Here is a 14,649-nt window from a genome sequence, read left to right as displayed (position 1 = left end):
TTAACCACAACATTGAGACGATTGAACATCAGATACCTTGATGATATTTTGATGATAGGGACTATCGGAATGAGTTAAGGTTTGATAGGTTGCATCAGAAACAGTGATACGTTGTCCTCGTGGTAAAATGTTACCTTGATCATCTTGTACCTGTTGCCACGGTCCAGAATAGATAATAGTATGTTCTTTACTGGAGTTAGTTGCTGTAATTGCTTTAAAAGCACGAATTGTCAGGGATCTAAATTCGATACCTTCGATAACTTGCCAGGGTTCGCTTTGACGTTGTAAAATTTCTAGACCCACAAATCCCGCTGCTTGAAACATTTCTAAAAAAATATCTTCACGAAACGCACCTGCAATACAACCACTCCACAGTTCAGGATCATTGAGAATAGTTGCCGTAGGATCGCGATCGCAGACTATATCAGCAATAACCGCACGTCCACCAGGTTTGAGAATACGAAAAATTTCAGCAAATAACTGCTGTTTATCTTGAGGACGTACCAAATTTAGGACACAATTAGAGACAACCACATTAACGCTAGCTGTAGCAATCAGTGGGTTTTCTTGACGTAAGCGATCGCAAATACTCTCCAATTGGGCTAACTTATCTAGAGAGTCAACAGGGTGATCATTTAACCAATTAGCTACCGCGTTTAAATCTAAACTCAAATCCTGGATTTTACCTTTGACAAACTCGGTATTAGCATATCCTAGCTTATTACTAATCTCAGCTTGGTACTTTCTGGCTAGAGATAACATATCCTCGTTAAAATCCACCCCAATAACTTTACCAGTAGCTCCCACTTTTTGAGCTATGATATAACAGTTTTTACCCGCACCAGATCCTAGATCAACTACTGTTTCACCCGTGTTAACGTAACGAGTCGGATCACCACAACCATAGTCTTTAGCGATAATCTCTTCGGGAATAATGTTAAGATAATCCTGTTGATACTCTGTAGGACAACATAGAGATGGTTGTCTTTCTTGTGCTCCTTGTTGATATCTAGTGAGAACTTCTTGTTCTACGTCGTAGTTAGTTATTGAGTTAATTGATTCCATGGTTATAGTTTGCCAAAAAATAAGCCCTACCTAGATTAGGTGGGCTAAAAACAAATACTTAGATAAGAAAGTTAGGAAATAGTAGCCATTTTCACGTCACTATTAGCGAGTAAATCCTGTAACTCATCAGCGTCAACGGTTTCTTTTTCGATCAGCATTTCAGCTAAGCGATCGAGAATGTGACGGTTGTTAACCAGAACCTCTTTAGCGCGACGATAGGCTTGTTCAACGAGATTACGTACTTCTTCATCAATCGCTGCTGCAGTTTCATCAGAGAAGTCACGGTCTGAGGCTATTTCCCGCCCTAAGAATATATTACCATTTTGACGACCTAAAGCAACAGGTCCAAGACGTTCACTCATACCAAAACGAGTAACCATTTGACGAGCACGGCTAGCTACTTGTTGTAGGTCATTAGATGCCCCAGTGGTGACTTCATCTTCACCGAAAATAATCTCTTCAGCGATACGACCACCTAAAGCTACCGCCATCATATTCTGTAGGTAGGAGCGAGAAAATAGCCCAGATTCGACGCGATCCTCACTAGGAGTGAACCAGGTTAATCCTCCTGCGCGTCCACGGGGAATAATGCTGATTTTCTGTACGGGATCGTAATCGGGCATTAAAGCACCTACTAAAGCGTGACCTGCTTCGTGATAAGCTACTACTGCTTTACGTTTTTCGCTCATAATCCGTTCTTTTTTCTCAGGACCTGCTAAAACGCGATCGATGGCGTCGTTGACTTCGTCCATAGAAATTTCGGTTAAGTTACGACGGGCTGCTAGTATAGCTGCTTCGTTGAGCAGGTTAGAGAGATCAGCTCCTGTAAATCCAGGGGTACGACGAGCGATTTTATCTAAATCTACGTCTTTACCTAGGGTTTTACCGCGAGCGTGAACACGGAGAATTTCTTGACGACCTGCGTAGTCGGGGCGATCTACTACCACTTGACGGTCAAAACGACCGGGTCTGAGTAAAGCTGCATCTAGTACATCAGGACGGTTGGTAGCTGCGATGACGATGATTCCTGTGTTACCTTCAAAACCATCCATCTCTGTGAGTAACTGGTTGAGGGTTTGTTCTCTTTCGTCGTTACCTCCCCCTAATCCTGCTCCACGTTGACGACCTACCGCGTCAATTTCATCAATAAAAACAATACAGGGTGCGTTGGCTTTAGCTTGTTCAAATAAGTCTCTGACTCGGGATGCACCTACACCTACGAACATCTCTACGAATTCTGAACCTGAGATAGAGAAAAAGGGTACTCCAGCTTCTCCTGCTACTGCTCGCGCTAAGAGGGTTTTACCTGTTCCTGGAGGTCCTACTAAGAGTACTCCTTTGGGAATTTTTGCACCTATAGCGGTAAAGCGATCGGCGTTTTTGAGGAAATCTACTACTTCGTTTAGTTCTAATTTGGCTTGTTCGATTCCCGCTACGTCTCCAAAGGTTACCTGTGTTTGAGGTTCCATTTGCACTCTGGCTTTGGATTTACCAAAGTTCATCGCTTGTGATCCTGGTCCATTTTGGGCTCGACGTAAGAGGAAAAATAGACCTACTAGTAACAAAAATGGTAAAAATAGGCTGCTTAATGCTCTTAAAACAAAACTGTCATCTCTTTGGGTATCTACTGAGATATCTACGTTGTTGTTGATTAACAGTTCTAGTAACCCAGGATCGTTGGGTAGATTAACTACTACTTGAGAGCCATCTTGTTCTGTTACTCTGGCTTGAGACCGATCTGGTGTTAGTTGAACTTTTTCAACGCGATTAGCTTGTACCTCTTCAATAAATTGACTATACTTCCAGGTCTCTAGAGCTGGTGGTTGTTGATCCACAAAGATTGTCCCTAGGGCTACTACTACTAGCGCTAATAGTGCGTATAATCCCGCATTGCGCCATCTTTTATTATTTTTGTTCACTCTGTACTCTCCTAGTGAGATGTTGTTTAGCTAGTTTTAACAACTGGATGCTAATTGTTATTTTACTATTATTAACTTATGTTAACCTTTCTCAGGAAATATTGACACCCCCCAATTATTTTGGTTAGTATCGATGACGGTTAGGTAGTGTTTCTCCCTTTCTGTGAATTCTTCTTGACTGGCTAGTTGTTGAGTGAGAAGTTCTGAGGTAGCGTCGGAAATATCTCCTTGACGTTGCTCGATTCTCTCTCTCAAAACTTCCAGTGGTGCTGTACAGTAATAAATCTCTAAGGGTATATTCTCTGTCTTGGCTGCATCCGCTGCGGTTAATCTTCTGTACAAGCGATCGTATTTAGCGTCAAGAATCACCGTAAATCCCTGTTTGGCTAGTTTTATCCCTAATTCTAACAACCTTTGATAAGTTTTGTTACTCATCTCGGCGGTGTATATCTCCTCTCCACCTCTACTGTCTAAAGATATACCCGCTAAGTGTTTACGTACCGCATCGGAACGAATTAAAATGGCTTTAATCAAAGGTGCTATTTTTTGGGCTACGGTAGTTTTTCCTGATCCCGATAATCCTGACATGAGTATGATTTTACCTGGTTGGGGTTGACTATATTGCCACGCTAGTTGATAATATCTTTCTGCTTCTAGTCTCAGACTGTCTCTTTCGGTTGAATCTAGTTGTGGATTGTCTTGAGTTAGAGAGTTTACTTTAGCTCTGACATAAGCTTGACGACTCAGATACAGTGGTAAGATTGCTACTCCTTCCCAATCTCCTGTTTTTTCTAGATAAGTATTTAAAAAGATATTCCCTAAATCAGACGCTTGATTAAAGTCTAAATCCATCATCGTAAAAGCAACGTCATAGATAACATCTACATAACGGAATTCTTCGTTAAATTCAATGCGATCGAATAGTTGGATTTTATCTTGATATAAACAAATATTTTTTAAGTGTAAATCTCCATGACATTCTCTGATTTTTCCTTGTGTTTGTCTTCTTAACAATAAGTCTGTATTGGTCTTAATAAAGTTATCAGTAAATGCTTGAGTTTCTAAGTATTGTTGTTCAGTTTGAATTGAACCTACATATTTAGCTGTATGCTGATAATTTTCCAAAATTGCTTTAGCGATATTTTCGGGAGTACCAAAACTAGTTATATATTCATTAGTTGGAGTATTTTGATGGAATGTTGCTAAGACTTCTCCTAATTCTTGACAATGTTTGGGTAATAAAGTTTGATTTTTAACTAAGTTAATTAACAAGTTTTCTTGAGGAAATTGTCTCATTTTTAAGACGTATTCTTGAACTTCTCCTACTCCAGTTAAGATGGATTGATAATTAATAGGTAAAACCTCTAGATAAATATCGGGTGCTAGGGGTTGATTTAATCTTAATTCTTCTTGAGTAAAATGATGACGTTTAGCAGGAGTAGAAAAGTCCAGAAAACCAAAATCAACAGGTTTTTTCAGTTTATACACATAATCACCAGTTAGGAAAATGTAAGAAATATGAGTTTGAATTAATTCTATGGGAGATTGAACAGGATGTGGATAAAAATCATCCCGTAACATATTCTGAACTAGTAAAGAAAAATTGGTAGAATTCATATTGTTTTTACTAATCTATATCTAAAGGATCAATACTAATAGAGAGATTAACCGAAGTAGGACAAATTTGTTTTAACTGGGCAAAATCAATCAATTGTTCTCGTTGTGGATTAGGAAACTTTAGTAAAATTTGCCAACGATAATTACGCGCTACCCGCATAATATTAGCTGGTGCAGGTCCGAGAATCTCTACTTCTGGGGGTAAAATTTCTCGACAAGTATCACTCATTAATTGTGCTGTTTGTTGGACTTCTATTTGATTGATTCCTGTCAAACGCAACAAGATTAAACTACCATAAGGAGGGTATAATAATTGGGCGCGCTGTTGTAATTCTGTCTCGATAAATTCACCATAGTTATGAGTTTCTACCGCGGTTAAAACGGGATGTTCTGGGGAATAGGTTTGTATAATCACCTTTCCTGGTTCTGTACCACGTCCCGCGCGTCCTGCTACTTGAGTTAAGATTTGAAAAGCTTGTTCTGCAGTACGATAATTAGAACGGTGTAATAAACCATCGGCTGCTACTACTCCTACTAGGGTTACTTGGGCGATATCTATGCCCTTGGTTAACATTTGAGTACCTATTAAAACATCCGCTTCTCCTTGGGCGAAACGTTCGAGTAATTCACGGTGTGCACCTTTAGTACGAGTGGTATCACTATCAAAGCGAATTAGTCTTAAATCAGGTAAGAGACGGTTTAATTCTAAATAGACTTTTTGTGTTCCACTGCCAAAGAATTTGAGATAGGGTGAACCACATTCAGGACAATTAGAGGGGTGTAAACTGGTATGGTTGCAATAGTGACAACGCAATAATTGAGTACCTCCCTCTTGGGTATAGTGATAAGAGAGAGAAACGTCACAATGGGGACATTCAATCACATAACCACAAGAACGACAAGATACAAATGTACTATGACCACGACGGGGAATAAACAGAATGGCTTGTTGTTGTTTTGCTCGCAATTCTGCTAAAGCGTTAGTTAAAGCAGTACTGAAGATGGAACGATTACCCCTTTGTAGTTCTTGTCGCATATCGACTATTGCCACCGAAGGTAACTGACTATCCCTGATTCTCTCAGGTAACTCTAGATAACGATAATTGGGGTTTAAAGGCTGTTGTTTAAATAAATACCAAGTCTCACTAGCAGGAGTCGCAGAGCCTAAAATGAGAGGACATTGGGCTAATTGTGCGCGCCATTGGGCGACTAAACGTGCGTGATAAGTAGGCGATCGCTGACTCTCTTTAAAGCTAGAATCGTGTTCTTCATCTAAAACGAGCAACCCTAAATTGACTAAAGGTAAAAATACCGCTGAACGAGTACCAATGATTACTTGGGGTTCTCCTCTGAGTAGTTGTCTCCAGGTGTCGTAACGCTCTCCATCAGCTAAAGCACTATGATATACATAGACTTTATCCCCAAAACGCGCCCGAAAGCGATCGGTTAGTTGGGGAGTTAAACCAATTTCGGGAACTAAGACTAAGGCTGATTTTCCCTGCTCTAAAAGAGGGGCGATCGCCTGTAGATAGACTTCTGTTTTACCAGATCCTGTGACTCCATGTAATAATACCTCTGCGTATCCCTCTAGGTTATTAATTACTGCTAAAGCTTGTTGTTGAGCTTGATTGAGTTGTTTTACCCTATCTGCAGTGATTTTACCCTCTACTAATAAACGCAAAGTCTCTCTTTTTTCGATCACAACACAGCCTTTTTCGGCTAACCTTTCAATCGTTGCAGTAGTGGTTTGGGCTATTTGTACCAATTCATTGAGCCATAATTCACCCCCCTTGAGATTTAGTACTTCTAAGACTTCTTTCTGTCTTTCGGTTAAATCACTAGGAGGAGTATCTACTACCTTAGTGACTGCTTTTTGCCATTTCGGGGTGATGGGTTTAGGAGGCTCAAGATAACTACTAATCCATCCTTTTTTGCTTAATTCCCTTAATCCTCTTTCTGCTCCCCTAATTTGACGTTGTAGATATCTAACGCTATAGTCTCCTGCTTCTTGTTGCTGTAAGAGGTTTAAAATAGCGATCGCCACTGGACTACAAAAAGCCTCAGCCCCAGGAGGAATGAATTCAGCGTTGAGACGTACACGACGCTGCGATCGCTCCAATAATCCTGGTGGTAAGGCTAAACGCAACACTTTGGCTAATTCTACCCCATAATATTGCGCTACTTTTTCCATTAATTGCCAATAACCCCTAGGAAATAATCCTCTAGCGGTGACCGCGGTTATTGCTTTAATCTGTTGGGGATGTAATCCTTCAGGAAGAGATTCTCGGTAACGAATCACAATCCCTCCCACTAATCTAGCTCCAAAAGGAATGGTTACTACATCTCCTAACTCAATTGTTTGGTTTTCTGGTGCGCGATAAGTAAATAAACCCCCAACCTCGGGACAATCTACTAATACTTCTAACCAAACCGTAGGATTACAAGTAATGTCATAGGATGATGATGGTTCAGCAACTGTATTAATAGTCATTTTGTGATTAGGTAAACAAATAATATTTTTTTTTCTGGTAATCTGATCAAAAACCAACTCATTTTTTCTGAATTTAACCTTTTTTCCTAAACAGAAAAAATGAAAATTTCCTTAAGAATTTTAGATGATCTTAAATTATATGCACAGTGAATCTTTAGTTGAAATTCCCTTCTCTCAATTAGAAAACGAGATAGAAACAGAAAAAACCAAGTCTTCTGCTAAGGTTAAGTTAGACGACACTATCGGTACTTTTTTCCAGGAAATGTCTCGTTATCCTTTATTAAAGAGTGATGAAGAACTGATCCTAGCACATCAAATTAAGTTTTTAGTACAAGTAGAAGAAAAGAGTCGGGAATTAGAAAAACAACTAAAACACACTCCAACTAAAGCAGAATTAGTGACGGCTTTAGGATTAAATGGTATCACACAATTAGATAAATTAATGTATCAAGGTCGCGTCGCTAAACGTAAAATGATTCGTTCTAATTTACGCTTAGTGGTGTCCATTGCTAAACGTTATCTTAATCGTGGTGTACCTTTTTTAGATTTGATTCAAGAAGGTGCAATGGGGTTAAATCGCGCTACCGAAAAATTTGACCCCAATAAAGGTTATAAATTCTCTACCTACGCTTATTGGTGGATACGTCAAGGGATTACTAGGGCGATCGCCAATGACGCGCGGACGATTCGTCTTCCTATTCACGTAGTCGAAAAATTAAATAGACTCAAAAAAGCGCAACGCGTTCTCAAACAAACACTACATCGTACCCCTACTGAACAAGAAGTAGCCACAGAAATGGGTATTTCTCTTGATCAGTTGCGTTATTTATTAGAATTAAAGCGTCAATCCCTCTCCCTTAATCATCGTATCGGTAAAGCTGAAGATACCGAGTTAGTAGATTTAGTCCAAGATACAGACTTACAATTACCCGAAGAAAAAATCAATGAGAATATGTTACGTCAAGAAATCGCTGAAGTCTTAACAGAAGTTTTGACAGAAAGGGAAAGAGACGTAATTAATTTACGCTATGGACTTACCACTAATCAAGCCTATACTTTGGAAGAAGTTGGCGGAATCTTTAATCTCTCTCGTGAGAGAGTCCGTCAAATCCAAACTAAAGCCATGCGCAAACTACGACGTCCTCAAGTAGCGCGTCGTCTCAAAGGTTGGTTAGACTAAGACTATATATGGACCTTACCTAATCAGGTAAGGTTTTAAATATTTTAAATCTTTAGTCTTGGGGTGGAGTTAGAAAAGACTCGATTTCCCCTAAGCTAAGGTTTAATGTACTGGCTATTTGTTCAAGACTTAAACCTAAAGCCTGTAAACGTGGTATCGCTTCTTTAATCCTTTCTTCGGCTTGTTGACGAGCTATTCTCTCCTGTTGAGATTCTAATTCGGCTTGTTGACGAGCTATTCTCTCCTGTTGGGATTCTAACTCGGCTTGTTGACGAGCTAACTCTATTTCTTGATAACTCCTGAGATATTCTCCTGTGCTTGAATCAAAAAAGCGCAGTTTTCCCTTTCTTAAATGTAATTCCAATCCCAATACCTCTGAGACTATTTTATAATCTCTCTCGTCTATTTTAGTGGCTATCTTGCTCTTATATTTTCCCTCACTCAGAGTAGCTCCTTTTAATTGAGGGTTGAGATAGTCTCCTGTGGGGTCATACTGGAAATATTCCCTTACTCCTAAACGCGCGTATTTGATGGGTTTATCTTCTTCATCTTGAATTTGGGTAGTTTTAGAAGTTATTTCCAGAATAAATTGGGGTATTTGGTTATTCTCTTCCCAGGTTTTGTAACTCATTCTCAGTTTTTTTTCCACCCCGAAAATCACAAAAACATCTGGTGCAATCACCGCCGATGGTGTACCCTGTTGATAGTAGATAAACAGATTACCTGAGACATAAACGTTTTCTCTGTCTTGAAAATAAAGCTGTAAAGCCTCCACACTATAGGTAAGATAATCTCTAGCGCTATCACTTTCCGCCATGGGTGCACCATCACTATCAGGGTAAACTATAGCTGTTTTTAAAGGGGTTGAAGACATAATTAAACCCTATTCTTATTCTTAGCTACATTATACAACTATCACTATTTACTCTTGGGGTGGAGTTAAAAAAGACTCGATTTCCCCTAGAGTAAGGTTTAATGTACTGGCTATTTGTTCAAGACTCAAACCTAAAGCCTGTAAACGTGGTATCGCTTCTCTAATCCTTTCTTCGACTTGTTGACTGGCTAACTCAGCTTGTTTAAGTCAAGGTTAGAAAATTTTTTTTCAGAGGGGTTAGAGCGGAAATCTCAAAACCTTGATCTTTATCCCACTAGAAAACGCTAAAACGCTATAGTATCGAAAGGATAATCAAGCAAAGAAATACTATATGATGATTATGGAAGGAGCTTTTCAAAGTAGGGTGGGTTAAGCTAGCTGTAACCCACCCGAAAGAGAATGGAGAATTGAGAATTATTTGAAAATCCCCTCACTAAAGAATGATAAATCTCAATATTTAGTTAGCCTAAAAAATTTCTCTCTTTAAAGCTTGCATTTTTTAACCTTAAGCATATATAATGGATATTTGTGACCAAAGTTGGCTAACAACCTCAATGGTCAATTAATTTGGTGCGAGTCTCCGAGAGATACTGAAATAAATCTATTTTAAGTCTTAGCGGAATAAACGACTCCTGGATCAAACAAGGTTTGTCTAAACTTTGTCATCCTGTCTTTATAGTAACCAAAACCGTTGTGTAGCAAATAGAAGGATAAACTCGTGTCTATTGGCATCCTAGGCACTAAGCTTGGCATGACTCAAATCTTTGATCAAGAAACAGGGATAGCTATTCCTGTAACGATTGTTCAAGCCGGGCCATGCACCGTAACCCAAATCAAAACCAAAGCCAGCGATGGCTACGATTCGATTCAAATTGGCTATAAAGAAGTCAAAGAGAAAGCCCTAACCAAACCAGAGTTAGGACACCTAGCTAAATCAGAAGCAGTTCCCTTAAGACACCTGAAAGAATATAGAGTGTCCAATACCTCAGACTACCAACTCGGACAACCCCTAAAAGCTGACATATTCCAAGTAGGAGATATTGTTGACGTAGCGGGTAATAGTATAGGTAGAGGTTTTGCGGGATATCAGAAACGTCACAACTTTAAACGTGGCTCAATGACTCACGGGTCAAAAAACCATCGCCTACCCGGTTCTACCGGAGCAGGTACAACCCCTGGTAGGGTTTATCCAGGTAAAAGAATGGCAGGACGCTACGGAGGAAAACAAGTAACCATCCGCAAACTAGAGATAGTGATTGTTGATCCCGAGAAAAACGTTCTCGCTATCAAAGGAGCAATCCCAGGAAAACCAGGAAATCTACTCAGTATCACCCCTGCCAAAAAAGTAGGTAAATAGTCAACATGATTAACTGTGTCGTCAAAAACTGGCAAGGAGAAAACGTAGGGGAACAAACCCTAGAGTTAAAAGTAGCTAAAGCCGAAAACGCTTCTCACGTAGTCCATCGTGCTTTAGTTAGACAACTTGCCCATGCCCGTCAAGGAACAGCATCCACCAAAACCAGATCAGAAGTAAGAGGTGGAGGACGTAAACCTTGGCGTCAAAAAGGAACAGGACGCGCTCGCGCCGGTTCGATCCGCTCACCCCTATGGCGTGGAGGTGGTGTAATCTTTGGACCAAAACCAAGAGATTACGATCTGAAAATGAATCGCAAAGAACGTAGGCTCGCTCTGAGAACAGCGTTCGATAGTCGTAACGAAGACATCATTCTCGTAGAAGATTTTAGCCAACAAATCTCACAACCAAAAACCAAAGAATTAGTCGCCGCTTTAAAACGTTGGGGTATTGACCAAGAAAAGAAAGTACTGATGATCCTACCAGAAATCAGCGATAACGTCGCTCTCTCAGGTAGAAATATCAGTTACCTCAAAATCATCAAAACCAGCAACTTGAATATTCAAGACTTGTTAACAGCACATAAGATCGTGGCTACACCAGAAGCTCTCAATCACATTCAGGAGCTATACCAATGATTAAAAGTGAAGTTCGGGATTTACCCGATTTAATTGTTAGACCCATTGTGACGGAAAAAGCGATCCGACTGCTAGAACAAAATAAATACGTCTTTGACGTAGTCATTAAAGCAACTAAACCTGAGATTAAAGCAGCTATAGAAGCTTTGTTCGATGTGGAAATAACCAAAATTAACACCCATCGTCCACCGCGGAAAAAACGTCGCGTTGGTAGATTTATGGGATATAAACCACATTACAAGCGAGCTATAGTCACACTCAAAGAAGGGGATACCATTCCTCTATTCCCAGACGTTTAAACTTGAGAGAAACATAAATCATGGGTATTCGTTCCTATAGACCATACACTCCGGGAAGACGTCAGGCGATCTCCTCTGATTTCTCGGAAATTACCAAAACAAAACCCGAAAAATCCCTTACTAAGCACAAACACAATAAAAAAGGGCGTAATAATCGCGGTGTGATTACATCTCGTCATCGTGGCGGAGGCCATAAACGTTTATATCGTGTTATTGACTTTCGTCGTGATAAAAGAGACATTCCCGCTAAAGTAGCAGCCATAGAATACGACCCCAATCGTAACGCTCGTATCGCTTTGTTATTCTATAAAGACGGCGAGAAACGTTATATCATCGCTCCTCTTGGCTTAAACGTAGGACAAGAAGTAATTTCAGGTGCTGATGTTCCCTTCGAGATTGGTAACGCTCTACCCCTAGAGAAAATACCCCTAGGTACAGAAATACACAATATCGAGCTAATCCCAGGGCGTGGAGGACAAATCGTACGTGCAGCTGGAGCATCAGCTCAATTAGTGGCCAAAGAAGGGGATTATGTCACCCTGAAACTGCCATCTAAAGAAGTAAGGATGGTCAGAAAAGAATGTTACGCCACCATTGGTAGAGTAGGTAACATTGAAGTAAGAAACCTCAAACTAGGTAAAGCAGGAAAAACCAGACACCTAGGACGTCGTCCTCATGTACGCGGTAGCGCTATGAATCCAGTAGATCACCCTCATGGTGGTGGAGAAGGTAAAGCACCTATCGGTAGAAGTGGACCTGTTTCACCTTGGGGTAAACCTGCTTTAGGTAAGAAAACTCGTAAGAAGAAAAAACCAAGTAGCTCCCTGATCGTGCGTCGTCGCAATCCAGGTAAAGGTTAACTAAAGGAGTAAAAACATATGGGTCGTTCCCTCAAAAAAGGTCCTTACATCGACCATAAGTTAATGGTCAAAGTTGAAAAACTCAACGAAAAAAACAAAAAAGAAGTTATTAAAACTTGGGCAAGAGCCTGTACAATCATCCCTGATATGATAGGTCATACTATTGCAGTACACGATGGACGTAAACACGTACCCGTATATGTGTCAGAACAAATGGTAGGACATAAATTGGGAGAATTTGCCCCAACACGTAGCTTCAGAAGTCATGCCAAAAGCGATAAAAAAGCAGGTCGAAGATAAATAAATCATGACTAAAGCACAACTAGGAATAGAAACCAAAGCGATCGCCCGCTTCGTGAGAATGTCACCTCATAAAGTAAGGCGAGTCTTAGACCAAATTCGAGGACGTAGTTACGCAGAAGCTCTAATTATCCTCGAATTCATGCCCTATAAAGCTTGCGAACCAATTCGTAAAGTGCTGCGCTCAGCAGCTGCTAACGCAGAAAATAACAACGGCTTAGAACCATCAACCCTAATCGTATCCCAAGCATACGCCGACGGAGGACCAAGCTTAAAACGCTTCCGCCCTCGCGCCCAAGGAAGAGCCTACCAAATTCGTAAGCCAACTTGTCATATAACCGTCGCTGTTGCTCCTGTACTAACAGAAGCATAGCCTATTCTAGACAGAGGAAATATTTGTGGGACAAAAAATACATCCAATAGGTTTTCGTCTTGGCTATACCAAGGAACATCAATCCCGATGGTACGCCAATGCAAAACAATATCCAGAACTTCTAGAAGAAGATAGAGATATCAGGGAATTTATTTATCAAAAATTTAAAAAATCAGGTAATTATCCCGGCATTTCTTTAATTAAGATCGAACGCAAAGCCGATCAAATCGACCTAGAAATACATACAGCTCGCCCAGGTGTAGTTGTAGGTAAAGGAGGCTCAGGAATCGAAGAATTAAGAACCTCCCTCCAAGCCAAATTAGGTAATCAACGCCAAATTCGCATTAACGTCATCGAAGTCACCAAAGTTGACGCAGACGCCGTTTTAATCGCCGAAGAAATCGCTAGACAACTAGAGCGTCGTGTCTCCTTCCGTAGAGTGGTACGCCAAGCGATTCAAAGAGCCCAAAAAGCCGAAGTCAAAGGCATCAAAGTCTCCATCAGCGGTCGTCTCAATGGCGCAGAAATCGCCCGTACCGAATGGGTTAGAGAAGGCAGAGTGCCCCTTCATACCCTTAGAGCTGATATCGACTACGCCTATCGTACCGCATCCACCATCTACGGCATCCTAGGTATTAAAGTCTGGATCTTCAAAGGAGAAATTATTCCAGGACAAGAGGAGTTTTTAAACGCCATTAATACCGCACAACCCAAACGAAAAAAACGCCGTCAGCAGTTTGAAGATCGTTCTCAAGACAATCAAGAATAACTATTATGTTAAGCCCAAGAAGAACAAAATACCGCAAACAGCAACGCGGACGCATGAAAGGTTTGGCTTACAGAGGAAGCACAATTAACTTCGGAGAGTTCGCCCTCCAAGCAATCGAACCCTGTTGGATTACCTCTCGTCAAATCGAGGCAGCACGTCGTGCTATGACTCGCTACATTAGAAGAGGTGGTAAAATCTGGATTCGGATTTTCCCAGATAAACCAGTCACCATGCGAGCAGCAGAAACTCGTATGGGTTCAGGGAAAGGCTCACCAGAATACTGGGTAGCAGTAGTTAAACCAGGTCGGATACTCTTTGAAATAGGTGGAGTATCTGAACCCGTCGCCGCCGAAGCTATGCGTCTAGCAGCCCAAAAACTCCCCATCAAAGTTAAATTTATCTCTCGTGAACAGGAGGAAGGCTAAATCATGGCACTATCAAAAATAGCCGACGTCAGGAAAATGTCAGATGCAGAAGTAGCCGAAGCTATAGTTCAAGTTAAACGAGAATTATTTAATCTGCGTCTAGAACAAGCAACAGGACGTTTAGAAAAAACCCACCTGTTTAAACATAAGCGTCACTATCTCGGTCAACTATTGACTATAGAAAGAGAACGCCAACTTAATATCAATACCTCTGTAGCAGAACAATAAACTCCTATGGCAGTCAAAGAAAGAGTAGGTACAGTAGTTAGCAACAAAATGGATAAAACCGTAGTCGTTGCCGTAGAAAACCGCTCACCCCATCCTAAATACGGGAAAACAATCGTTAAAACCCGTCGTTTCAAAGCCCACGACGAAGAAAATCGCTGTCAAGAAGGCGATCGCGTGCGCATACTCGAAACACGCCCCCTCAGTAAAACCAAACGTTGGATAGTTAGTGAAATTATCAACAACCCAAGCAGTTAACT

At 40.7% G+C, this 14,649-nt stretch carries 16 protein-coding genes and 1 pseudogene; 11 read left to right on the top strand and 6 right to left on the bottom strand.

Annotation, left to right across the window (positions count from 1 at the left end; genetic code table 11):
* From EA365_11390 to priA, 4 genes are all read right to left on the bottom strand, one after another.
* Window positions 1-1,065 (bottom strand): methyltransferase domain-containing protein, encoded by a 1,065-nt coding sequence (locus EA365_11390; protein ID TVQ43934.1) that lies wholly within the window; start codon window positions 1,063-1,065, stop codon window positions 1-3.
* Window positions 1,066-1,136: 71 nt separating this feature from the next.
* Complete coding sequence (locus EA365_11385) at window positions 1,137-2,984, bottom strand: ATP-dependent metallopeptidase FtsH/Yme1/Tma family protein (GenBank protein TVQ43933.1); 1,848 nt, start codon at window positions 2,982-2,984, stop codon at window positions 1,137-1,139.
* Between the two features lie 81 nt (window positions 2,985-3,065).
* On the bottom strand, window positions 3,066-4,601 hold the full coding sequence (locus EA365_11380; protein ID TVQ43932.1) for an adenylyl-sulfate kinase: 1,536 nt from the start codon (window positions 4,599-4,601) through the stop codon (window positions 3,066-3,068).
* Between the two features lie 10 nt (window positions 4,602-4,611).
* Window positions 4,612-7,092, bottom strand: coding sequence for a primosomal protein N' (gene priA, locus EA365_11375; protein TVQ43950.1), 2,481 nt, complete (start codon window positions 7,090-7,092; stop codon window positions 4,612-4,614).
* Window positions 7,093-7,216: 124 nt separating this feature from the next.
* Between priA and EA365_11370 the strand changes: the two genes are divergently transcribed.
* Window positions 7,217-8,272, top strand: a complete 1,056-nt coding sequence (locus tag EA365_11370; protein ID TVQ43931.1) for an RNA polymerase sigma factor, RpoD/SigA family — start codon at window positions 7,217-7,219, stop codon at window positions 8,270-8,272.
* A 52-nt stretch (window positions 8,273-8,324) separates the two neighbouring features.
* Here EA365_11370 and EA365_11365 read toward each other — a convergent pair whose 3' ends face one another.
* Together EA365_11365 and EA365_11360 are read right to left on the bottom strand one after the other, a co-directional pair.
* The gene (locus EA365_11365) at window positions 8,325-9,146 is read right to left on the bottom strand and encodes a Uma2 family endonuclease (GenBank protein ID TVQ43930.1); all 822 of its coding nucleotides are present in this window, start codon (window positions 9,144-9,146) and stop codon (window positions 8,325-8,327) included.
* 48 nt (window positions 9,147-9,194) lie between these two features.
* Window positions 9,195-9,350 (bottom strand): annotated as a pseudogene (locus EA365_11360) (Uma2 family endonuclease).
* 514 nt (window positions 9,351-9,864) lie between these two features.
* Between EA365_11360 and EA365_11355 the strand changes: the two are divergent.
* Genes EA365_11355 through EA365_11310 form a run of 10 tightly spaced genes read left to right on the top strand, consistent with a single transcriptional unit; the run spans window position 9,865 to window position 14,647 of the window.
* Window positions 9,865-10,503 (top strand): 50S ribosomal protein L3, encoded by a 639-nt coding sequence (locus EA365_11355; GenBank protein TVQ43929.1) that lies wholly within the window; start codon window positions 9,865-9,867, stop codon window positions 10,501-10,503.
* 5 nt (window positions 10,504-10,508) lie between these two features.
* On the top strand, window positions 10,509-11,138 hold the full coding sequence (locus EA365_11350; protein ID TVQ43928.1) for a 50S ribosomal protein L4: 630 nt from the start codon (window positions 10,509-10,511) through the stop codon (window positions 11,136-11,138).
* Window positions 11,135-11,437: a 50S ribosomal protein L23 gene (locus EA365_11345; protein ID TVQ43927.1), complete on the top strand. Its 303-nt coding sequence runs from the start codon at window positions 11,135-11,137 to the stop codon at window positions 11,435-11,437. The genes EA365_11350 and EA365_11345 overlap by 4 nt, the downstream gene beginning before the upstream one ends.
* 20 nt (window positions 11,438-11,457) lie before the next feature.
* Window positions 11,458-12,297, top strand: coding sequence for a 50S ribosomal protein L2 (gene rplB, locus EA365_11340; GenBank protein ID TVQ43926.1), 840 nt, complete (start codon window positions 11,458-11,460; stop codon window positions 12,295-12,297).
* 18 nt (window positions 12,298-12,315) lie between these two features.
* On the top strand, window positions 12,316-12,597 hold the full coding sequence (locus EA365_11335; GenBank protein TVQ43925.1) for a 30S ribosomal protein S19: 282 nt from the start codon (window positions 12,316-12,318) through the stop codon (window positions 12,595-12,597).
* A gap of 7 nt (window positions 12,598-12,604) precedes the next feature.
* Entirely contained in the window at window positions 12,605-12,970 is a 366-nt protein-coding gene (locus EA365_11330; GenBank protein TVQ43924.1) for a 50S ribosomal protein L22, read from the top strand.
* Window positions 12,971-12,995: 25 nt separating this feature from the next.
* Entirely contained in the window at window positions 12,996-13,739 is a 744-nt protein-coding gene (gene rpsC, locus EA365_11325) for a 30S ribosomal protein S3 (GenBank protein TVQ43923.1), read from the top strand.
* Window positions 13,740-13,744: 5 nt separating this feature from the next.
* On the top strand, window positions 13,745-14,164 hold the full coding sequence (locus EA365_11320; protein TVQ43922.1) for a 50S ribosomal protein L16: 420 nt from the start codon (window positions 13,745-13,747) through the stop codon (window positions 14,162-14,164).
* A 3-nt stretch (window positions 14,165-14,167) separates the two neighbouring features.
* Window positions 14,168-14,392: a 50S ribosomal protein L29 gene (locus EA365_11315; GenBank protein TVQ43921.1), complete on the top strand. Its 225-nt coding sequence runs from the start codon at window positions 14,168-14,170 to the stop codon at window positions 14,390-14,392.
* A gap of 6 nt (window positions 14,393-14,398) precedes the next feature.
* The gene (locus EA365_11310; GenBank protein TVQ43920.1) at window positions 14,399-14,647 is read left to right on the top strand and encodes a 30S ribosomal protein S17; all 249 of its coding nucleotides are present in this window, start codon (window positions 14,399-14,401) and stop codon (window positions 14,645-14,647) included.
* Window positions 14,648-14,649: the final 2 nt, after the last annotated feature.

This window comes from Gloeocapsa sp. DLM2.Bin57, from assembly GCA_007693955.1.
Taxonomy (GTDB): Bacteria; Cyanobacteriota; Cyanobacteriia; order Cyanobacteriales; family Gloeocapsaceae; genus Gloeocapsa.
The sequence above is the reverse complement of the archived record's forward strand: the minus strand, read 5'-3'. Positions and strand labels throughout refer to the sequence as shown.